We start from the raw sequence: 20,874 nt of genomic DNA on the forward strand, positions 1-20,874 counted from the left end.
GATTTGCGCTTAGCGCTGGTTGTGCTCGGACCACAGACACGGCAAACCGCGTAGCAATTCGTCATATAAATACAGGTGAGGCCCATGACCGTATCCCACTCCCGCCATATGCTCGTCCGACTGCTTGCGGGATCGGTGTTGGCGCTCTCGACACCGATCGCGGCGCAGACGACCAACAACGCGCCTGGTGCAGCGGCTACGCCGACCGAGGCACCCAAGGCTCGTCCCTGGATGAACACCGCGCTCAGTGCCGACGCGCGCGTCGACCTGCTGCTCCAGGCGATGACGCTCGACGAGAAGTTGCAGCTCACCTTCGGCTATTTCGCCACCAATGCCGACTGGTTGAAGACGCCGGTCAAGAACTGGGTCTATCCGAAGGATGGCCTGCCCGCGTCCGCCGGGATCGTGCCCGGCATCCCGCGCCTCGGCATCCCGAACCAGTGGCAGACCGATGCCGGCGTCGGCGTCGCCAGCCAGCGCGGGCCGACGCCGCGCCTGCGCAGCTCGCTCCCGTCGGGGATCGCGACCGCGTCAACCTGGAATCCCGAACTGGCGCAGGCCGGCGGCGCGATGATCGGCAACGAGGCGTTCCTGTCGGGCTTCAACGTCCAGCTCGCCGGCGGAATGAACCTCACGAGGGAGCCGCGTAACGGGCGCAACTTCGAATATGGCGGCGAGGATCCGTTGCTGGCGGGCGTCATCACCGGCCACGAGATCAAGGGCATCCAGTCGCAGCACGTCGTCTCGACGATGAAGCACTACGCCTTCAACGGCCAGGAGACGAACCGCAACAACATCGATCACAAGATCGGCGAACAGGCGGCACGCCAGTCCGATCTGCTCGCGTTCGAGATCGCCAACGAGGTCGGTCAGCCCGGCTCGGTGATGTGCTCGTACAACCGCGTGAACGGCCATTATGCGTGCGAGAACGACTGGCTCTTGAACAAGGTGCTCAAGCGCGACTGGGGCTTCAAGGGCTATGTGATGTCCGACTGGGGCGCGACGCATTCGACCAGCGAGGCCGCCAATGCCGGGCTCGACCAGCAATCGGGCTGGGCGTTCGATCGCTCGGCCTATTTCGCGGATGCCCTGCGTGAGGCGGTCAACAACGGCCATGTCAGCGAAGCGCGCGCGACCGACATGGCGCGGCGCGTGCTGTGGGGGATGGTGTCGGTCGGCGCGTTCGACACGGTGGTGAACGGCGACCAGGCGACCAGGATCGACTACGCCGCGCATGCCGCGGTGACGCGCGCGGATGCGGAAGAGGGCATCGTCCTCCTCAAGAACACCGCGGGTCTGCTGCCGATCGCCAAGTCGGCCAAGTCGATCCTGCTGATCGGTGCGCATGCCGATGTCGGCGTGCTGTCGGGCGGTGGATCGTCGCAGGTGTATTCGCACAATGCGCCGACCAACGGCCTGATCGTACCCGACGAATTCCCAAGCGGCTTCCCCGGTCCCAAGATCTATCATGCCTCGTCGCCGATGAAGGCGTTGCAGGCCCGGACCGGCGCGAGCGTGACGTATCTCGATGGCAAGGACGTCAAGGCGGCTGCCGCGGCGGCGCGGAAAGCGGACATTGTCGTCGTGTTCGGCGAGCAGTGGACGGGCGAATCGTTCGACGTTCCCGACCTGAACCTGCCGGCTGGCCAGAACGCGTTGATCGATGCGGTCGCGCGCGCGAACGCGAAGACGGTCGTGGTTCTCGAAACCGGCGGTCCGGTGGTGATGCCGTGGCTCGGCAAGGTCGGCGCGGTGCTGGAGGCGTGGTATCCGGGCACGGCGGGCGGCGAGGCGATCGCGCGCGTGCTGACCGGCGAGGTCAATCCGTCGGGCCACCTGCCCGCGACCTTCCCCGCGTCGATCGCGCAGATCCCGCGGCCCAAGCTCGAGGGCGATCCCAAGCTCGACCGTGATTCGCATTCGATGGGCAATTACGACATCGAGGGCGCCGCGGTCGGCTATAAATGGTTCGACAAGACCGGCGCCAAGCCGCTGTTCCCGTTCGGCTACGGGCTTTCCTATACGAATTTCGAGATGAGCGGTTTGACCGCCGCGCCCGAGGGCAAGGGGATCAAGGCCGGCTTCTCGGTGAAGAACACGGGCGCGGTGCAAGGCAAGGCGGTCGCCCAGGTCTATGTGTCGGGCGCAGGCTGGGAAGCACCGAAGCGACTGGGGGCGTTCCGCAAGGTCGACCTCGCACCGGGTGCGGACCAGTCGGTATCGGTCACGATCGATCCGCGCTTGCTCGCGACGTTCGACGTGACGACCGGTGGCTGGAAGATCGCAGGCGGCGACTACAAGGTGATGCTTGCCACCTCGGCAACCGACATCGTCCAGACCGTGACTGTCTGCGTCCCGGCGCAGACGCTCGATCGCAGCGGCCGGTAATGATGCTGCGCCAGATCCTGGCCGCGTTGATGCTGGTCGTCGCGACCAGCGGCGCGGCGGCGCAGGACCAGCTCGTCGATCCCAACACGGTGCGTCCTTCGCGTGAAGCGGGGCGCACCGCCAACGGCCTAGCGATGACGCCGCCGATGGGGTGGAACAGTTGGAACAAACACGGGTGCAAGGTCACCGAACAGGTGATCCGCGACACCGCCGACGCGATCGTCGCGAATGGCATGAAGGCGGCGGGATACGGCTATGTCGTGATCGACGATTGCTGGCACGGGGACCGTGACAAGGACAGCTTCATCACCGCCGACGCGAGCAAGTTCCCATCGGGGATCAAGGCGCTGGCGGACTATGTACACGCGAAGGGCCTGAAGTTCGGGATCTACTCCGATGCCGGGCGAAAGACCTGCGGCGGGCGCCCCGGCAGCCAGGGGCACGAGTATCAGGACGCGCTGACCTATGCGCGCTGGGGCGTCGATTACCTCAAATACGACTGGTGCTCGACCGGCGTGCGCAATGCCGAAGAAGCCTATGCGCTGATGTCCGACGCGATCCGCGCAACCGGCAGGCCGATGCTGCTCTCGATCTGCGAATGGGGCAACAACCGCCCGTGGGAATGGGGCGCGAAAATCGGCAACATGTGGCGCACCACCGGCGACATCCGCGATGCGTGGGCGGGGCCGGTGACCTATTCGCTCGGCATGATGGACATCGTCGACAAGAACGAGCCGCTCTATCCATTTGCAGGACCGGGGCACTGGAACGATCCCGACATGCTCGAGGTCGGCAATGGCGGGATGACCGACACCGAATATCGCGCGCATTTCAGCCTGTGGGCGATGATGGCGGCACCGCTGATCGCGGGCAACGACGTCGCGAAGATGGACGGCCCGACGCGCGCGATCCTGTTGAACAAGGACGTGATCGCGGTCGATCAGGATGCGCTCGGGATGCAGGGGCGGCGGGTGCGCGACGATGGCGACCACGAGGTCTGGGCGCGGCCGTTATCGGATGGAAGTCGCGCGGTGTTGTTGCTGAATCGGGGCACGGCACCGGCGGAGATTGCGGTGGCGTGGCCGGAAATCGGGTACACGGCCGGGATGGCATCGGACTTGCGCGATCTTTGGTCGGGGACGACGCGGCGCCTGCGTGAGGGACGGTTTTCGGCGATGGTCCCACCGCACGGCGTGGTGATGGTGAAGGTGAGTCCGCGGCCTTCTTGAGGGCAACGGGCATACCCCCCTAGCTCCGTTCGTCCCGAGTGGCCGTCGCGTAGCGCCGGAGCGGCGTATCGTGGGGGCGATGCTAAGGAGAAACTACCGCCAACCACACCCACCTTGTTCTCCCGCGAAGGCGGGAGTCCAGGACCATGAACGATGGCGCTCGTGATCCTGGACCCCCGCGTTCGCGAGGAAACAGTTGCAGAGGGGGCGTTACTGTTACCCGAACTTCTGGAACCGCGAAGGTCAGCCTTTACTCATCCCCTTGCGTTGATTGCCGCGATCCGCTCGTCGACCCGGCGTTCCAGGATGGTCAGCGGCATCGCGCCTTCCTTCAAAATGTCGTGGAACTGCTTCAGGTCGAACCTGTCGCCGAGCGCGGCCTTCGCCTTCAGCCGCGCCCGCGTCCACGCCATATGCCCGACCTTGTAGCTGCAAGCCTGACCCGCCTGCGTGCAATAGCGCTCGACCTCGCGCTGCGTCCGCGGCCGCGCGAAGCCGGTGGTCGCGACCATGTAGTCGGTCGCCTTCTCGCGGCTCCAGCGCTTGGCATGGATGCCGGTATCGACCACCAGACGTGTCGCGCGGAACAGGAACGACTGGAGATATCCCGCGCGCTCCAGCGGTGACGCATACGCCCCCAGTTCGTCGGCAAGCTGCTCGGCATACAGCGCCCAGCCTTCCGAATAGGCGGAGAAGAACCCGATCTTCCTGAGCGTCGGGATGTCCTTCGATTCCTGCGCGAGGCTGATCTGGAGGTGATGCCCCGGCACGCCTTCGTGATAAGTCAGCGACGGCAGCGTGTATTTCGGCCAGTCGCCGACGTCCTTCAGGTTGACGAAATAGATCGCCGGCCGCGCGCCATCGAGCGAGGCGCGGTTGTAATAGCCGTTCGAGGCGCCGTCCTGGATCTCGACCGGGACCGCGCGGATTTCGAGCGGCTGCGTCGGGACCTCGGAGAACGCCTGGGGAAGCTTGGCGTACATAGCCTTGATGCCGTCGTTCAGCCCGGCGATCAGCTCGGTGCGCCCCTCCGCGGTGTTCGCGTAGAGCTGGTCCGGCGTCACGTTCAGCTTTGCCAGCCGCTCGCCGACCGTGCCCGTCGCGAACCCCTGCGACTTCAGGATCGTGTCGAGCTGCGCGGTGATCTCCGCGACCTGCGCGAGGCCGATGCGGTGGACCTCGTCGGGGCTCATCGTCGTGGTGGTCGCCTGGTTGAGCGCCATCGCATAGATCGCGTCGCCGTTCGGTACGCGCCAGATCCCGTCGCCGGGCTGGGTGGTCGGCTTCAGGCGTTCGATCAGTGCGATCTGGCGATCGAGCGCCGGATAGACCTTGGCGTCGACGATCTTCGCGGCGCGCGCCTGCCAGTCGCCGGTAAGGCCCTTTGCGGCGGCACGCTTCACCAGCGACTGGACGATACTCGACGTCGCCGCCGGCTGGCTCCGCAGTTTCCGCATCTGGCCTAGCGTCAGGTCGAGCGACCAGCCGGGTGCGAGCAGGCCGCGTGCCGCCTCCGCCTGCTGCATCGCGCTTTCCTGATCCAGCACCGTGCCGAACTGGTCTAGCCGGGACAGATACGCCTCGGCATCCGGCGTCGCCGCGATCGTGTGCGCGGTGTTGAGGAAATCGGGCACCTGGAAATAGGCGCCGCCCTGCTGGAATATCCGATAGGGGCGGATCGGGCTGTCCATGCCGAATGTGTCGGGTGCGGCGATCTGGGTATCGAGCGAGTAGCGCACCACTTCGAGGTTCAGCTTGGCCGCCGGCGACAGGCCCGCGCCGTCATAGCGGGCCAGGCTGGCAAGCGCCGCCTTCGTCTCCGCGACATCGCGCGCGCGCTTGTCCGGCGTGCGTGGCGACAGCTGGCTCTTCAGACCCATCAGCGGTCCCTTGTCGAGCCCCAGCGACGTCGCGAGTTCGGGCGACCGGGCGACGCTCGCCTGGAAGATCCGCTCGAAATCCGCGTTGAGCGCGGTGTCGCCGTCCGATTGCGCGAACGCCGACGACGGCAACAGCGTGGTGGCAAGCGCGGCGACGCCGCCCGATGCGAGGAACTGGCGACGATCCATGACGAACTCTCCCGTGAACTTTCGGCCATCTAAGCCGATTGGCGCGGTGATCGCCAGCATCGCCGTGCGGGGAAATTCGACACGGGCTGCACGAGAACCATCGCATGCCGCGGAACCAGAGCGGCGATCGTCGGTTGGACGTGGGAACCCGACGGTGTCCTCATCCCCCCCGGAGGACCCGTCGGGTTTCGTATGCGTAGTCGAGGTTGAAGTGCGAGACGAGACATCCAAACGTGGAGCCGGCGCCCGATTGCAGGATGTCGGCGAAACCTTGCGGTCGTCCTGGCAGACGCCGACCGACACGATGATTACCGACGACATACCGACGCTTCTGACGCAATTGTCGCGCGTTCCGAAGGTCCGTAGGAAACCCGACTAGCCGACACGATCATCGACGGGGGTCATGCTGGGTCGCGCCTACGGACGGTAGGCGATCACTGCGCTTTTGCGTCCTTCTTCATTGCCTCGATCAGCTTCTTGACCTCCTGGCTGCGGCCGCGCGGCATGATCAGCACGTCGTTGCCGCTCGCGACCACGATCAGGTCCTCGACCCCGACCAGCGAGACGCGGATCCCGTCGCTTCGGACGAAGCAATGCTTGGTTTCGATCGCCAGCACATTGCCGTTGCCTTCGCTGCGATGCGCGTTGCCGGCGTGATCGACATCGCTGATCGCGTGCAGGGCGTCCCAGCTGCCCACGTCGTTCCACCCCATCGCGACGGGAACCACGGCGACGCGCTCGGCCTTTTCCATGACCGCGTAGTCGATCGAATCGTCAGGCGAGGCGGCGAAGGCCACCGCATCGGGATAGATCCGGGTACCCTCGGTGCGGGCCTTGTCCATCGCCTCGCGCGTGGCGATCAGGATACCGGGATTGAACTGCGCCAGCGCTTCCAGATAGGCGTCCGCCTGGAACAGGAAGATGCCGCCATTCCACGCATGATCGCCGCTCGCCAGCATCGACTGCGCCTTGTCGAGCGGCGGTTTCTCGACGAACCGCGCAACCGCGTGGACACCGGGGCGAAGCTCGTCGCCGATCTGGATCCAGCCATAGCCGGTTTCGGGGGCGTCGGGAGCAATCCCGAACGTGACCAGCCACCCTTGCGTGACGAGCGGCATCGCCGCCTCGATCGCCGCATGGAATGCCGCGATGTCGCCTATGACGTGGTCGGACGGCATCACCAGCAAGGCATCCCCCCCGCCGCCTGCTGCGATTGCAGCCAGCGCGATCGCCGGCGCCGTATTGCGACCTGCCGGTTCGAGGATCAACGCCTGCGGAACGGCGCCTGCGTCGGCGAGTTGCTGTTCGACAAGGTCGGCATGACGGGCGTTTGCCACCACGATCGGCGCGGCATATTGCTCGCCCTTGGCACGGCCTGCCGTCAATTGCAGCATCGTCTCGTTCGCCGTCAGCGGCAGCATCTGCTTGGGCATTTCGGGTCGCGACATCGGCCAGAGGCGCGTGCCCGAGCCACCTGAGAGAATTACGGGAACGATGGTACGTGCGGTCATGGGGCCTCCTGATGGTGCCGCGCTATAGAGCGGCGACGGGCTCTGCAATCGCCGAATGATCCAATCGGACATGCGATCTTCAGGCTTTTTTGTGGAATTCGTGCGAAACACCCGATCGGTGTCGGTAGCGTTTACAATGATGTGTCGGGATAGCGGACCATGATACGGCTCTTCAAGCATTACGTGCCCTATGCGGTCCTGCTTTTGGGCTTCGTCGACTTGGTGCTGCTCGTCACCTCCGCAGAGATCGGCTGGGTGGTTCGCGCGCATCAGATCGGCATGGCGGTCGCGCCGTTCCACACGCGGATGGCGCAACTGCTGACGTTTGCGGTCGCGTTGCAGGTCTCGCTGGTCGCCGTCGGTGCGTACGGCGTCGCTTCGTTCCTGTCGCTGCGTTTTGCGGCGGCCCGCCTTGCCGTCGCACTATCGCTCGGCGTGATCGTTCTCTCGCTGATCTTTTTCCTGGTCCCGCCGCTTGCACTGTGGCGATCCAACCTCCTCTATTCGACCGTGATCGCGACCGTATTGCTGGTCACCGTGCGCGCGTTGCTCGGCAAGACGCTTGGCGGCGAGACGTTCAAGCGGCGGATCGTGGTGCTCGGCGCGGGTGCACGCGCCGCGCGGATCCAGAGCCTGTCCGAACAACCCGGTGTCAATTTCGTGGTTGCGGGCTTCGTCCTGATGGGCGAGGTCGATCCAGTCGTCAAAGGCGCCACGCCGCGTGGCGACATCCCCAATCTGGCGGCGCATATCGTCGATCAGAATGCGAGCGAGGTCGTGCTCGCGCTCGACGAACGTCGCAACGCGCTGCCGATGAAGGACCTGCTCCGTGTCCGCACCACCGGCGTCCAGGTCAGCGAGATATCGAGCTTCCTCGAACGCGAGACCGGCCGCATCGACCTGAAGAGCGTCAATCCATCCTGGCTGATCTTTTCCGACGGGTTCGCGTCCAGCCGGATGCTGTCGAGCGTCTTCAAGCGCGCGTTCGATATCTTCGCCAGCGGCCTGTTGCTGGTCGTGACGCTGCCGATCATCCTGCTCACCGCAATCGCGATCAAGCTCGAATCGAAGGGCCCCGCTTTCTATCGCCAGCGCCGCGTCGGCCTGTACAACGAGGGGTTCGACATCCTGAAGCTGCGGTCGATGCGCCAGGATGCCGAGGTCGCGGGCAAGGCGGTCTGGGCAGCCGAGGACGATCCGCGGATCACCCGGATCGGCCGGTTCATCCGCAAGGTGCGGATCGACGAACTGCCGCAGACCTGGACCGTGCTGAAGGGCGAGATGAGCTTCGTCGGGCCGCGTCCCGAACGGCCCCAGTTCGTCCAGCAGTTGGAGGACCAGCTCCCCTTCTATGCCGAGCGCCACATGGTGAAGCCCGGCATCACAGGCTGGGCGCAGATCAATTACCCCTATGGCGCGTCGATCGAGGATGCACGGCACAAGCTCGAATATGACCTCTATTACGCGAAGAACTATTCGCCGTTCCTCGATCTGCTGATCCTGCTGCAGACGTTGCGCGTCGTGCTCTGGCCGGCCGGCGCACGATGATGCCGATCGTGACGACCGCGTGACCGCGACTTTGATCCTCTGGAGCCATGCTCTCGCGGCGCTGTTGTTCGGTGCGCTGGCGCTCGGGCAGATCCGGCGTCCCAGCGGGCGCTGGCCGCACGCCATGTTCGTCGTCGCGTTGGCAACGACCAGCCTCTGGCTGCTGGCGGTCGCGGGTATCGACTCGCACGACGTGGCCACGCGGATCGCCGGCAGCGTGCGCGACGTGGCGTGGCTCTCGTTCATGCTCGCGCTCGTCAGGCGAGACCGCGCAGGCAATTATTCGATCGGGGCCGTGTATCTCGTCGTGATGGCACTGGCCGGTGCTGCGGCATTGCTGGCCATCGTCGAACAGGTCGGACTCGACGGCGATGCGTTGGTCGCTGTCGCGTCGGCGCGCACCGTTTTCCGGATGATGGGCGCGGTCAGCAGTCTCGTGCTGGTCCACCATCTCTACCAGGCCGCGCCTGCGTCACGCGGCGGGATCCGCCTGGTCGTGCTCGCGCTTGCCGTGATGTGGAGCGCTGATCTGCTCGTGTCGAGCGCCGTGTACGGCGAAGCGCACTGGATACCGATTGCGATCCTCGTGCGCGGGGTGGTGATGATCGGGGTCGCGATGCTTCTGGTCATCGGTGTACACCGCAGCGGCGACTGGACGCTCGCTCTGTCCCGCCCGACCGCGATACGCGCGTTGTCGGCAGTCGCGCTCATTCTCTACGCCGGGATGACCGCGCTCGCGACACTGATCGCGGCAAGTTACGCCGGGCCCTATGCCAGAGCGGCCCAGACAGCGATCGTGTTCGGCGCGACCGCCGCGGTATTGACGCTGCTGTCGACGCCCTGGTTGCGTGCCTGGACACGCGTCAAGGTCGCCAAGCACCTGTTCCGCCATCGCTACGATTACCGCGCGGAATGGCAGCGCTTCACCGACACGCTCGGCAAGCCAGGCGTCGGCGCCGAGTCGCTCGATACGCGCGTCGTCAAGTCGATCGCCGATCTTACGGACTCGCCTGGTGGCTTGTTGCTGGTGCCCGACGGCGCTTCGCTCGGCATCGGCGCAACGTGGAACTGGGTATGGACGGTCGACGGCCCGTACGAAGAGACGCTGGCGCGCCATCTCGTGAATGACGCTCGGATCATCGAGCTGGACCCGGTTCGTGCAGGCACGGCTCCCGCCGATGACGTGGCGAGCGTACCCGTCTGGCTTCGGGACTGCATGGCGGCATGGGCGATCGTCCCGCTGCTGCACGGTGGCGTGCTGGTCGGCGCGATCGTGTTGGCGCGCCCTCCCGTCGACCGGGCGCTCGACTGGGAGGATTTCGACCTGCTCCGCGTCGCCGGGCGGCAGGCGGCAAGCTACCTGGCCGAGGATCGCGCGCACGCGGCACTGGCGGACGCCGCGCGGTTCGACGAGTTCAACCGCCGGTTCGCGTTCATCCTGCACGACATCAAGAACCTCGTCAGCCAGTTGACGCTGGTCGCCCGCAATGCCGAGCGCCACGCCGACAACCCCGATTTTCGCGTCGACATGGTCGCCACGCTCAAGGACTCGTCGGATCGCATGAACGCGCTGCTCGCCCGCCTTTCGCAGCACGGGCCCGTCCGCGGCGAGCCACTCCAGCCGCTGGACGTCGCCGCGATCGTCGAGCGGGTCGCGGCGGTTCGCCAGACCCAGCACCCGATCGTCACGCGCAGTCGCTCGGCGTGCGCGCTGGGGCACGCGGCGCGGCTCGAACAGGTGCTCGGCCAACTCGTCCAGAATGCGGTCGAGGCGAGCGGTGCTGAAGACCCGATCCTGCTGACGGTCGAGACGATCGGCGACCGCGTCGCGATCGACGTCGTTGATCATGGCTGCGGCATGACGCCTGGCTTCGTTCGCGATCAGCTCTTCCGCCCGTTCGTCTCGTCCAAGGCCGCCGGGTTCGGTATCGGCGCGTTCGAGGCGCGGCAACTCGTTCACGCGATGGGTGGCTCGATCGAGGTTGCCAGTCGCGAAGACGAAGGCACGCGGTTTCGTATCCTGCTCAAGGCGGCAGCATCGCTGGAGGTGGCGGCATGACCGACAAGGATCGTCCCGTCCTGCTGATCGTGGAGGACGACCTCGGGCTCCAGCGCCAGCTTCGCTGGGCGTATGAAGGCTATGAGATCGTCGTCGCCAGCGACCGCACACAGGCACTGGACGCGATCCGTGCGCACGAGCCTGCAGTGATCACGCTTGATCTCGGCCTGCCGCCCGATCCGGACGGCGTCACCGAAGGGTTCGCGACGTTGCGCGATATCCTCGCGATGAAACCCGATGCCAAGGTGATCGTCGCGTCCGGCCACGGCGCGCGCGAAAGCGCGTTGCAGGCGATTGCCGACGGCGCTTGGGATTTCTACGCCAAGCCCATCGACATCGATGCGCTGGGCCTCATCGTCAGCCGCGCGTTTCACGTCCACGCATTGGAAACCGAAAATCGTCGCCTCGCTGCGCGGATCGATGTCGGCGGGTTCGGCGGCCTCATCAGCGCCTCGCCCGAAATGGCCGTTGTGACCCGTACGCTCGAGCGGGTCGCGCCGGCCAACGTCTCGGTAATGCTGCTCGGCGCGAGCGGCACCGGCAAGGAACTGCTCGCCCGGGGCCTGCACGACGCGTCGCCGCGATCGCGTGGCAATTTCGTCGCCATCAATTGCGCGGCAATCCCCGAGACCTTGCTCGAGAGCGAGTTGTTTGGCCACGAGAAGGGCGCGTTCACGGGCGCAGTGAAAACCACCGAAGGCAAGATCGAACAGGCCGCCGGCGGGACCTTGTTCCTCGACGAGATCGGCGACGTGCCGCTGTCGCTCCAGGTGAAGCTGCTGCGATTCCTTCAGGAGCGCGTGATCGAACGCGTCGGGGGACGGAAGGCGATCCCGGTCGACACCCGTATCGTCTGCGCCACGCACCAGAATGTCGACGCTATGGTTGCCGATGGACGGTTTCGTCAGGATCTCTACTACCGCCTTGCCGAGATCGTCGTCCGCATCCCCAAACTCGCCGAGCGCACGGGCGATGCGGTATTGCTCGCACGCCACTTCGTCACGCGCTACGCCACGTCGATGAACCCCGTCGTCACCGGCCTTGCTTCGGACGCGCGCGCTGCGATCGATGGCTGGGGCTGGCCGGGCAACGTCCGCGAACTGGAAAACCGGATCAAGCGCGCGGTGATCATGGCCGACGGCAAGCTCGTCACCGCCACCGATCTCGATCTCGACGGGACTATGGAACAGACGTCCGCGCTGAACCTGCGCACCGCGCGCGAACTCGCCGATCGGAAAGCGATCCGTCAGGCGCTGGCGCGGACGGATGGCAACATCTCCAGTGCGTCGCGGCTGCTCGGGATCAGCCGGCCGACGTTGTACGATCTGCTGAAGAGCTACGATCTCCATGCCTGACGCGACCTATCCGATGCTGCGGCGACGCAGGCGCCGGCGGTTCAGGCTGCCAGCCACCCTTTCGGCGGAGCGCATCCGGCTGCTGGCGATCGGCCTGCTGTGCCTGGCCGTCGTCGGGATCGGCATCGCGCTCGCCTCGCGCCCGTCCGCGCCGAACGCACGCCGTTCGCTCTCGAACAGCCTGACGACGCTGCGAGCGGGCAACTACAGCGCCGCGCGGACCAACGCGCAGGCCGCGATAACGGCGGCGCCGAACTGGGCGATCGCGCATGCCGTACTGGCGCGTGCCTATCTCGAACTCGGCGATGGGCTCGCGGCCGAAGCCGAACTGGCGCGCGCCGAAGACGCGGGACTGCCTGCGGACCGTCTTCATCAGTTGCAGGCGCATGCTCGATTGTTGCAGGGCGATCCCGACGGCGCGCTCGACGAAGCAGCACAGGCACTGCCGCGCTATGCTGGCTACGCCGCCCGGATCGGCGCGCTCGCGCATGCGTCGCAGGGGGATATCGTCGGCGCACGGACCGGCCTCGAAACATTGCTGGGACGCGCGCCCAATGATGCAGCCGCGTGGACCGATCTCGGTCGCCTTCGCCTGACTGCGGGCGATGTCGGCGGGGCGGCGGACGCGGCGGCGCACGCGGTCGCGCTCGCACCGGGCGAACCCGCGGCGCTGACGTTGCAGGGTGAGGTGCTGCGCAGCCGTTATGGCCTGATCGCAGCGATCCCCTGGTTCGAGGCAGCGTTGGCGCGCGACGCCTATTACCATCCCGCGCTGATCGAATATGCCGCCACGCTCGGCGACGCAGGGCGCTATGGCGAGATGCTCGCAGTCACGCGTCGCGCCCTGCTCGCGCATCCCGGCAGTCCGCAGGCGCTGTACCTGCAAGCGGTGCTCGCCGTGCGTGCCGGCCGGATCGATCTGGCGCGGTCCCTGCTGCGCGATACCGGCGGTGCGATCAGTGGTTTGCCGGGCAGTCTGCTGCTCTCGGGTAGCCTCGATTACGCGGACGGAAAATACGAACAGGCCGCCGTTACCTGGCGCCAGCTCGTCGGGCTGCAGCCGCTCAACGTGGTCGCGCGACGCCTGCTCGGCGCGGCGCTGCTCCGGTCGGGTGATCCGCGTGGCGCGCTCAGTGCCCTCCAACCGATCGGTGCGCGCTCCGACGCCGACAGCTATTCGTTGAGGCTGATCGCGAGCGCGTTCTCGGCGGCCGGGGACAGCGTATCGGCGGCATCGTTCCTCGATCGTGCCGCCGCCGGGCCAAGGGCGCCCGCTGCAGTGTTCGCGACCGACTCGTCGATCGGTGCGCTGATGGCCGGTGCCTCGCTCGCGCGCGACGACCCGACCTATGCGCTGGGCGTGATCCGCGGCCAACTCGCCAGCGGCGATATCGTTGGCGCGATCGCGGGCGCACGTTCGCTTGTCGCGGCATCCCCCGAAGCTCCCGCCGCCCAGCTCGCGCTGGGCGATGCGCTCGTCGCCGCCGGACGGTACGGCGAGGCCGCACCGGTTTACGCCCGTGCCGCGGACCTGTCGTTCGACGAGCCGACGATGCTGCGGCTGATCGACGCGTTGGGTCGCGCCGGGCGGGCCGAGAATGCTGCCACCACGCTGGCGCTGTACCTGTCGCAGAACCCGCAAAGTCTGGCGGGCCAGCGATTACTCGGTCATTGGCAGGTGGCGTCGGGCGAATGGGACGCGGCGATCGAGACGCTGGAAGGCGTGCGCCGCCGGGTCGGCAACCGCGACGGCGGCGTGCTGGTCGATCTCGCACTCGCCTATGCGGGCAGCGACGATGGTGCGATCGCGGTCCGCTATGGTCGCGCTGCCTATCTCTTGTCGCCGATGAGTCCCGCCGCCGCCGATGCCTATGGGGCTGCGCTGTCCGCCGACGGCGATGTCGTCGGCGCCCGTCAACTGTTGGACAAGGCGGTTCGGCTCGCGCCGGGCGACGCTGCGATCGCGGATCACCGCCGCCAACTCGGCTGAACGCGGCCACACGCGGTCTTGTCTTGCGGCGAGCGGGTTGTCAGGGGTTGGCGATGACCGATCCGATGGACCGCATCGCCGCCGCGCTGGAGCGCCTCTCGCCCCCTCCGCCGCCCGCGACCGACCTTCTCGCGCATACCGCCTATGTCTGGCGTGGGGGTGGGCTGGTTCCTGCACGGGCGTTTGCGCCGCTACCGCTCGACCGGCTGATTGGGATCGACCGGCAAAAGGCGGCACTCGTCGCAAACCTCGATCGGCTCGCCAAGCGCCACGCTGCGCAGGACGTCCTGCTGTGGGGTGCACGCGGCACCGGCAAGTCGGCCGTGGTCAAAAGCGCCGTGGCGGCAATCCAGGCAACGGGCGGCAATCTCGCACTGATCGAGGTTTCGGACCTTGCACGGTTGCCGGACCTGTTCGCGGCGGTGACATCGATCGACCGTGCGTTCGCGCTGTTCATCGACGATCTCGGATTCGAAGTGCCCGCCGAGGCGCGTGCGCTACGCTCCGTACTGGAAGGAGGCGCGGAACCCCGTCCTGCGAATGCGCGACTGCTCGTGACCGCCAATCGCCGCCATTTGGCGCCGCGCGATATCGCCGAACAGGAAAGCGCTATCAATCCGCGCGATTCTGCGGACGATCACATGGCATTGGCGGACCGGTTCGGTCTCAGCCTCGGGTTCCATGCATTGGATCAGGAAGGATATCTGGCGATTGTCGCGAGCTATGCGGCGGCGCATGGCCTTGCATATGAGCCCGAAGAGGCAATCGGTTGGTCGACCAGACGCGGAAGCCGCTCCGGGCGCGTCGCGTGGCAATATGTTACCGACCTCGCAGGTCGGGCCGGCCGGGCATTATAGCTGCGCCCGCGGCAATAACGATGGGCCGGTGTGGCATCACACCGGCCCAAGGATATTAGTTGCTGTCCGAATTGTCGTCCTTGACAATCGCAACGATACCGATGGCTGCAACGCCGGCAGCAATCAGGATCGCGAAAATGCCAGCGCCGCCAGCGAGTTCGTTCTTGTCGGTCGTGACCGACCCAGCGCGAACGGCCGAGACAGGAGCAGCGGTCGCTGCAACCGAAGTCGTCATCATTGCTGCGGCAAGTGCGCCGGCGGTAAGAGCCTTGAGCTTCATATAAATCTCCTCAGTGAAACCACGTCCGTGTTGTGCAACGCAATATTTGTCAAATAGTTCCTGACCCAATTCCGCAGCAATTCAACGGTGTTGCAATTCAGTCACAGCGCGAATCGCGGGACGATCAGGTGCTTCCTTCGACCATCTCGGCCAGCTCGAGCCAGCGCAATTCCGCCGCCTCCTTTTCCGCACGTGCGGTCTCGATCGCTTTGGTCAGCTTCGCGAACAGGGCATTGTCCCGCATGTAAAGGTCCGGCTTGGCGAGCTTGACCGCATCGGCTGCCATCTGCGCATCGAGTTCCTCGATTCGCTTGGGCAACAGCTCGTAGTCACGCTGGTCCTTGTAGGTCAGTTTCGCGCGGGGGGCCGAAACAGCCGGGGCAGTCGCCGCGACCTTCTTCGAGGCCCGCTTGCCCGTGGTCGTCGAGACGCGACGCTTTTCCCAATCCTCGTAGCCGCCCGCAACGACATCAACCGTACCCGAGCCATCGAGCCCGAGCGTGATCGTCACGGTCCGGTCGAGGAAGTCGCGGTCATGGCTGACGATCAGCACGGTGCCGTCGTAATCGCCGATCACTTCCTGCAACAGATCGAGCGTCTCGAGATCGAGATCGTTGGTCGGCTCGTCGAGCACGAGCAAATTCGACGGCTTGGCGAACTCGCGCGCCAGCAACAGCCGCGAGCGCTCGCCACCCGACAGCGAGCCGATCTTCGCATCGACCATGTTCGGGTCGAACAGGAAGTCCTTCAGGTATCCGTGGATGTGCTTGCGCACGCCGAGCACGTCGATCCATTCGCCGCCGTCGACGACGACTTCGCGCACCGTCTTCTCGGGCGCCATCAGGCTGCGCTGCTGGTCGATCACCACAGCGTCGAGAGTCTGCGCCAGCTTGATCGTACCGCTATCGGGCTGGATCTCGCCGGTCAGCAGCTTCAGCAGCGTCGACTTGCCCGCGCCGTTACGGCCGACGATGCCGATGCGATCGCCGCGGGTGACCCGGAGCGTCAGGTCGCCGATGATCGTGCGGTCGCCATACACCTTGGTGACGTTCTTGGCGTCGATCACGACCTTCGTCTTGGAGTCGTCGCTGCTGGTCGTCAGGTTCGCAGACCCCTGCGGTCCGATCATCGACGCGCGTTCGGCGCGCATCTCGTGCAGCTTGGTCAGTCGGCCCTGGTTGCGCTTGCGACGGCCGGTGACGCCGCGGAGCAGCCAATGCTCCTCCAGCTTCAGCCGTGCGTCGAGCTTCTCGGCCTGGCGCTGTTCCTCGGCATAAACCTGCTCGGTCCACGCCTCGAACCCGCCGAAACCTACTTCTGCACGGCGGATCGCGCCGCGATCGAGCCACAGGGTCTGCTTGGTGAGCCGCGTCAGGAAAGTACGGTCATGGCTGATGACGACGAACGCGCCGCGGAAGCGCTTGAGCCAGTCCTCGATCCACTCGATCGCGCCAATGTCGAGATGGTTGGTCGGCTCATCGAGCAGCAACACGTCGGGGTCCTGCGACAGCGCCCGGACGATCGCAGCGCGGCGCCGCTCGCCACCCGAGGCCGAGGCCGCCTCGCGCGACAGGTCGATGCCGAGCTGGTCGGCGATCGAATCCGCCTCGTAGTTCACTGGCGCATCGTCGCCCGCCATCACGTAATCGCGTAATGTCGCGAAGCCGCGCAGATCGGGCTCCTGCTCGAGAATGACGACGCGCGTGCCGGGGACGATCACCCTGCGCCCCTCGTCGGCGATGACGCTGCCGCCGAGCAGCTTGAGCAAGGTCGTCTTGCCGGCGCCGTTGCGGCCGATCAGCGCGAGCCGGTCGCGCGGGCCAATGTGGATGTCGAGGTTGCGAAAGAGCCATCCCGAGCCCTGGACGAGTCCGAGGCCTTCGAATGCTAAGATTGGTGCTGCCATGTCCGCGCCACGTAGGGGGGCGAAGTGATGCAGGCAAGTTACACCGCGCGGGCTTCGTGCTGTCGGCGGCCTGTCGCGATCATTCACAGGCTGTTCAATGCGGGAGGGCTATGCCACCGCCATGAAGATGCTGCTTTTCCCTGCGACCTTGCTGGCAACCCTGGCCGCTACGCCGTTCCTGATGGGTGCGGCGCCGATGCTGGCGGCCGCGGATCAACGCCGCAGCGATCAGATGTCGGCGTTGCAGGCGCGGAAGACCGGAGCGCCGTCGTTGCGCGAGATCGAGTCGCGCGTGATCCCGACGATGCGGGGCGCGCAGTATCTCGGCTCGGACTATGATTCGGGCAGCGCCATTTACACGCTCAAATTCCTGCGCGATGGAACCGTCATCTGGGTCGACGTCGATGGCCGCAACGGCCAGATCGTCGGCCGCACGGGTCGCTGAACACTGTAATCGAGAGGATTGTCATGCGCGTTCTGATCGTCGAGGACGAGCCGAATCTCGGCCAGCAATTGAAGAATACCCTGGAAGGGGCCGGCTATGCGATCGATCTCGCGGTCGATGGCGAGGAAGGGCATTTCCTCGGCTCGACCGAGAATTACGACGCGGTCGTGCTCGATCTCGGGCTGCCGGAAATCGACGGGCTGACCGTGCTCGACCGCTGGCGCAAGGAGGGCAAGACGATGCCCGTGCTGGTGCTGACCGCGCGCGACAGCTGGTCGGACAAGGTCGCCGGGCTCGATGCGGGCGCGGACGATTACGTCGCCAAGCCGTTCCAGAGCGAGGAACTGATCGCGCGTCTTCGTGCGCTGATCCGCCGTGCGTCGGGCAATGCCTCGTCCGAGCTGACCGCGGGCGATATCCGCCTCGACACGCGCAGCGGCAAGGTGACGCGCGCCGGCGAGCCGGTGAAGCTTACCGCGCAGGAATACAAGCTGCTGAGCTATCTGCTGCATCACAAGGGCAAGGTGGTCAGCCGCACCGAGCTGATCGAGCATATCTACGACCAGGATTTCGATCGCGATTCGAACACGATCGAGGTGTTCGTGACGAGGATCCGCAAGAAGCTCGGCCAGGACGTGATCACGACGATCCGCGGGCTGGGCTACAGCCTCGAAGATCCGGACGCCTGATCGGCTCACGATGGACAGCGCGCCGGTCACAGACACGCCGATAGCGGACGGGCCGATCCGCGTGCCCGCCGCGGTCAAGGGATCGCTGTCGCGGCGGATGATCCTGATCGCTGCGGTGTGGATCGGCGTGCTGCTCAGCGGCGGCGGGTTCGCGCTCGACCGGGTGCTGAGCCAGGCGGTGACGCGCAATTTCGACGACCAGCTCGAATATGTGCTGCGGTCGCTGCTCAATTCGTCCGAGATCGGGCCCGACGGTGAGGTGATCTTCTCGCGCGAGGCGGCGGCCGACCAGCGCTTCGTCGAGCCCTATTCGGGGCTGTACTGGCAGGTGTCGGGCAAGGGTCGCGAGGATTTCCCGTCGCGTTCGCTGTGGGATCGCCGGCTCGCGTTCGGCGGAACGCATGACGACCGCAACGCGCATTTCTATGACAGCACGCAGTTTCCCGACGAGAAGCTTCGCGTCGTCGAGCGCGATGCGGTGATCCCCGGGTCGAAGGTGCATTGGCGGTTCCAGGTGGCGCAGAGCCGCGACGGGCTCGACGCGCAGATCACGACGTTACGACGGACGCTGGTGCGAAGCTTCGCGCTGCTCGCGCTCGGGCTGATCGTGATGGCCGCGCTGCAGACGTTCTATGGGCTGTGGCCGCTGCGGCGGGTGCGCGAGGAGATCGCGCGGATGCGGGCGGGGCAGTCGAACCGCGTGTCGAGTGCGATGCCGGTCGAGGTCGCGCCGATGGTCGAGGAGCTGAACGCGCTGATCGAGCATAACGAGCGTCAGGCGGAGGAGGCGCGGCGTCACGCCGGCAACCTAGCGCATGCGCTGAAGACGCCGCTGACGGTGATCATGAACGCCGCCACCGCGCAGTCGGACGACCTCGCCGACACGGTCATTCGCGAGGCGCGGACGATGCGGCGGCAGGTCGACCACCATCTCGCGCGGGCGCGGGCTGTCGGGCGGCGTGGGTCTGCGCATAGCCGTGCGGACGTGTGGCCGAGCCTCGAGTCGGTCGAGCGGGCTGTCGGGCGACTGTACCGGCACGTCCGCATCGACGTGACCGGGCCGCGTGGACTGCAGGTCCATGTCGAGCGGCAGGATCTCGACGAGATGCTCGGCAATCTGATCGAGAACGCCGCGAAATACGGTGGGGGCAGCGTATTCGTCACGGTCGGCGCGCAGTCTGGCTTCGTCGAGTTCCTGGTCGAGGACGACGGCGTCGGCATTCCAGCGGAAGAGCGGGTGCGCATCTTCGACCGCGGTGTGCGGCTCGACACGGGCAAGCCGGGGACAGGCTTAGGGCTGGCGATCGTGCGCGACGTGGCGGAGATCTACGAGGGGACCGTGGCTCTCGAAGAGAGCGAAGATCTCGGCGGCTTGCTGGTCCGGCTGAGGTTGCCCGCGGCGAACTGACCTTCCCAGCGATGAACTTACCTTCCCCCCTCCCTGGAAGGGAGGGGCCGGGGGTGGGGCGGCCGGCTTGACCCTCAACGGTCCGAATGCGCGGAAGCCGACCCACCCCAACCCCTCCCTTCCAGGGAGGGGGGCAAGCACGGTCAGCCCCGCGACCGCGCCTGGCGATACGTCCCCAGCACGCGCAGCCATTTGGAATGGAACCCCAGTTCCTCCAGTGCATGGTCGAGGTTAGCGTCGCCGGGCTTACCCACCACGTCCGCATAGAATTCCGTCGCAGAGAAGCTGCCGTTACGTTGGTAGCTTTCGAGCTTGGTGATGTTCACCCCATTGGTCGCAAACCCCCCGACCGCCTTGTACAACGCAGCGGGGACGTTCCTGACTTCGAAGATCAGCGTCGTCATCCATTCGCCGCCGACCGGTTCCTGCGCCGCGGGCGGCTTGCCGCCGCGTGCCAGCACCACGAACCGCGTCGTGTTGTGATCCGCATCGGCGATATCCGTCGCGAGCAGCTCGAGCCCATATAGCGCGGCAGCAGCAGGCGGTGCGAGTGCGGCGATTGCCGGGTCGCCCAACTCCGCCACCACCGCCGCCGCACCTGCGGTATCCGGATAGTTCACCGGCTGGATCCCGTGCGCCTTCAGCCAGTGCCGGCACTGCCCGAGTGCCTGCGGATGGCTCATCGCCTTGCGGATGCCGTCGCGTGGACCGCAGGCCATCAACGCATGGCGGATTGGCAGGAAATGCTCGCCGGTGATCACCAGCCCCGATTCGGGGAGCAGGAAATGGATATCCGCCACGCGGCCGTGCAGCGAATTCTCGATCGGGATAATCGCGCAATCGGCACGGCCGTCCTTCACCGCGTCGATCGCGTCGGAGAAATCGAAACAGGGCAGGGGAAGGCCGTCCGGGAACGCCTCGATCGCGGCAACATGGCTGTTCGCGCCCGGCGCGCCCTGGAACGCGACGGCACGCATCGGCTCGGCGGCGGCGGCGTCGGTCATCCGCGCAACGATCGGGCGGGCGGGTGCGGCGAAGTTTTCCATGCGCTCAGCGCCTAAAGCGCGCTGCCGGCCTGTTCAAGCCGGGTGGAGAGCCCCGGTCCACCATAGGTCCGCCCTATACCTGCCCTACAAGCGC

The 20,874-nt window shown here is 66.2% G+C and carries 15 protein-coding genes; 10 read left to right on the forward strand and 5 right to left on the reverse strand.

From position 1 onward, the window contains the following. Positions 1 to 84: 84 nt before the first annotated feature. Together BM244_RS09070 and BM244_RS09075 are read left to right on the forward strand one after the other, a co-directional pair. Positions 85 to 2,388, forward strand: coding sequence for a glycoside hydrolase family 3 C-terminal domain-containing protein (locus BM244_RS09070; protein WP_093398606.1), 2,304 nt, complete (start codon positions 85 to 87; stop codon positions 2,386 to 2,388). Then, positions 2,388 to 3,617, forward strand: coding sequence for a glycoside hydrolase family 27 protein (locus BM244_RS09075; protein WP_217649108.1), 1,230 nt, complete (start codon positions 2,388 to 2,390; stop codon positions 3,615 to 3,617). Before BM244_RS09070 ends, BM244_RS09075 begins: the two co-directional genes overlap by 1 nt. 254 nt (positions 3,618 to 3,871) lie before the next feature. Here the strand turns inward: BM244_RS09075 and BM244_RS09080 are convergent, their stop codons facing one another. Together BM244_RS09080 and BM244_RS09085 are read right to left on the reverse strand one after the other, a co-directional pair. Beyond that, positions 3,872 to 5,686, reverse strand: coding sequence for a DUF885 domain-containing protein (locus BM244_RS09080; protein WP_093399062.1), 1,815 nt, complete (start codon positions 5,684 to 5,686; stop codon positions 3,872 to 3,874). 434 nt (positions 5,687 to 6,120) lie between these two features. Beyond that, on the reverse strand, positions 6,121 to 7,197 hold the full coding sequence (locus BM244_RS09085; protein ID WP_093398607.1) for a mannose-1-phosphate guanylyltransferase/mannose-6-phosphate isomerase: 1,077 nt from the start codon (positions 7,195 to 7,197) through the stop codon (positions 6,121 to 6,123). Between the two features lie 159 nt (positions 7,198 to 7,356). On the opposite strand from BM244_RS09085, the gene BM244_RS09090 reads away from it, so the two are divergent. Genes BM244_RS09090 through BM244_RS09110 form a run of 5 tightly spaced genes read left to right on the forward strand, consistent with a single transcriptional unit; the run spans position 7,357 to position 15,006 of the window. Further along, the gene (locus BM244_RS09090; RefSeq protein ID WP_093398608.1) at positions 7,357 to 8,745 is read left to right on the forward strand and encodes a TIGR03013 family XrtA/PEP-CTERM system glycosyltransferase; all 1,389 of its coding nucleotides are present in this window, start codon (positions 7,357 to 7,359) and stop codon (positions 8,743 to 8,745) included. A gap of 19 nt (positions 8,746 to 8,764) precedes the next feature. Continuing rightward, a complete protein-coding gene (prsK, locus tag BM244_RS09095; protein ID WP_093398609.1) occupies positions 8,765 to 10,804 on the forward strand; it encodes an XrtA/PEP-CTERM system histidine kinase PrsK in 2,040 nt (679 codons plus the stop codon). Next, complete coding sequence (prsR, locus tag BM244_RS09100; RefSeq protein ID WP_093398610.1) at positions 10,801 to 12,159, forward strand: PEP-CTERM-box response regulator transcription factor; 1,359 nt, start codon at positions 10,801 to 10,803, stop codon at positions 12,157 to 12,159. The genes prsK and prsR overlap by 4 nt, the downstream gene beginning before the upstream one ends. Beyond that, positions 12,152 to 14,149, forward strand: coding sequence for a tetratricopeptide repeat protein (locus BM244_RS09105; RefSeq protein ID WP_093398611.1), 1,998 nt, complete (start codon positions 12,152 to 12,154; stop codon positions 14,147 to 14,149). Before prsR ends, BM244_RS09105 begins: the two co-directional genes overlap by 8 nt. Positions 14,150 to 14,202: 53 nt before the next feature. After that, on the forward strand, positions 14,203 to 15,006 hold the full coding sequence (locus BM244_RS09110) for an ATP-binding protein (RefSeq protein WP_093398612.1): 804 nt from the start codon (positions 14,203 to 14,205) through the stop codon (positions 15,004 to 15,006). A 55-nt stretch (positions 15,007 to 15,061) separates the two neighbouring features. Here the strand turns inward: BM244_RS09110 and BM244_RS09115 are convergent, their stop codons facing one another. Both BM244_RS09115 and BM244_RS09120 read right to left on the reverse strand, forming a co-directional pair. Further along, positions 15,062 to 15,286: a hypothetical protein gene (locus tag BM244_RS09115; RefSeq protein ID WP_093398613.1), complete on the reverse strand. Its 225-nt coding sequence runs from the start codon at positions 15,284 to 15,286 to the stop codon at positions 15,062 to 15,064. Between the two features lie 124 nt (positions 15,287 to 15,410). After that, positions 15,411 to 17,192: an ABC-F family ATP-binding cassette domain-containing protein gene (locus tag BM244_RS09120; RefSeq protein WP_093398614.1), complete on the reverse strand. Its 1,782-nt coding sequence runs from the start codon at positions 17,190 to 17,192 to the stop codon at positions 15,411 to 15,413. A 121-nt stretch (positions 17,193 to 17,313) separates the two neighbouring features. Here BM244_RS09120 and BM244_RS09125 point away from each other — a divergent pair, with 121 nt between their 5' ends. The 3 genes from BM244_RS09125 to BM244_RS09135 all read left to right on the forward strand — a co-directional run bounded on the left by BM244_RS09125 (position 17,314) and on the right by BM244_RS09135 (position 19,734). Continuing rightward, positions 17,314 to 17,637: a hypothetical protein gene (locus tag BM244_RS09125; RefSeq protein WP_093399063.1), complete on the forward strand. Its 324-nt coding sequence runs from the start codon at positions 17,314 to 17,316 to the stop codon at positions 17,635 to 17,637. A 23-nt stretch (positions 17,638 to 17,660) separates the two neighbouring features. Continuing rightward, positions 17,661 to 18,326, forward strand: coding sequence for a response regulator transcription factor (locus tag BM244_RS09130; protein ID WP_056061146.1), 666 nt, complete (start codon positions 17,661 to 17,663; stop codon positions 18,324 to 18,326). A 97-nt stretch (positions 18,327 to 18,423) separates the two neighbouring features. Beyond that, on the forward strand, positions 18,424 to 19,734 hold the full coding sequence (locus BM244_RS09135; protein ID WP_093399064.1) for a sensor histidine kinase: 1,311 nt from the start codon (positions 18,424 to 18,426) through the stop codon (positions 19,732 to 19,734). A gap of 143 nt (positions 19,735 to 19,877) precedes the next feature. On the opposite strand, the gene BM244_RS09140 is transcribed toward BM244_RS09135, so the two are convergent. Then, the gene (locus tag BM244_RS09140) at positions 19,878 to 20,780 is read right to left on the reverse strand and encodes a prephenate dehydratase (RefSeq protein ID WP_093398615.1); all 903 of its coding nucleotides are present in this window, start codon (positions 20,778 to 20,780) and stop codon (positions 19,878 to 19,880) included. Between the last annotated feature and the right edge of the window lie 94 nt (positions 20,781 to 20,874).

The organism is Sphingomonas sp. OK281 (assembly GCF_900115295.1).
GTDB lineage: Bacteria > Pseudomonadota > Alphaproteobacteria > Sphingomonadales > Sphingomonadaceae > Sphingomonas.

What these genes read in the sequence shown, in the direction of transcription:
- BM244_RS09085 (WP_093398607.1), bottom strand. Translation starts at nt 7,197, where the DNA reads ATGACCGCACGTACCATCGTTCCCGTAATTCTCTCAGGTGGCTCGGGC.
- prsR (WP_093398610.1), top strand. Translation starts at nt 10,801, where the DNA reads ATGACCGACAAGGATCGTCCCGTCCTGCTGATCGTGGAGGACGACCTC.
- BM244_RS09070 (WP_093398606.1), top strand. Translation starts at nt 85, where the DNA reads ATGACCGTATCCCACTCCCGCCATATGCTCGTCCGACTGCTTGCGGGA.
- BM244_RS09075 (WP_217649108.1), top strand. Translation starts at nt 2,388, where the DNA reads ATGATGCTGCGCCAGATCCTGGCCGCGTTGATGCTGGTCGTCGCGACC.
- BM244_RS09120 (WP_093398614.1), bottom strand. Translation starts at nt 17,192, where the DNA reads ATGGCAGCACCAATCTTAGCATTCGAAGGCCTCGGACTCGTCCAGGGC.
- BM244_RS09115 (WP_093398613.1), bottom strand. Translation starts at nt 15,286, where the DNA reads ATGAAGCTCAAGGCTCTTACCGCCGGCGCACTTGCCGCAGCAATGATG.
- BM244_RS09105 (WP_093398611.1), top strand. Translation starts at nt 12,152, where the DNA reads ATGCCTGACGCGACCTATCCGATGCTGCGGCGACGCAGGCGCCGGCGG.
- BM244_RS09135 (WP_093399064.1), top strand. Translation starts at nt 18,424, where the DNA reads ATGATCCTGATCGCTGCGGTGTGGATCGGCGTGCTGCTCAGCGGCGGC.
- BM244_RS09110 (WP_093398612.1), top strand. Translation starts at nt 14,203, where the DNA reads ATGACCGATCCGATGGACCGCATCGCCGCCGCGCTGGAGCGCCTCTCG.
- BM244_RS09090 (WP_093398608.1), top strand. Translation starts at nt 7,357, where the DNA reads ATGATACGGCTCTTCAAGCATTACGTGCCCTATGCGGTCCTGCTTTTG.
- BM244_RS09080 (WP_093399062.1), bottom strand. Translation starts at nt 5,686, where the DNA reads ATGGATCGTCGCCAGTTCCTCGCATCGGGCGGCGTCGCCGCGCTTGCC.
- BM244_RS09130 (WP_056061146.1), top strand. Translation starts at nt 17,661, where the DNA reads ATGCGCGTTCTGATCGTCGAGGACGAGCCGAATCTCGGCCAGCAATTG.
- BM244_RS09125 (WP_093399063.1), top strand. Translation starts at nt 17,314, where the DNA reads ATGAAGATGCTGCTTTTCCCTGCGACCTTGCTGGCAACCCTGGCCGCT.
- BM244_RS09140 (WP_093398615.1), bottom strand. Translation starts at nt 20,780, where the DNA reads ATGGAAAACTTCGCCGCACCCGCCCGCCCGATCGTTGCGCGGATGACC.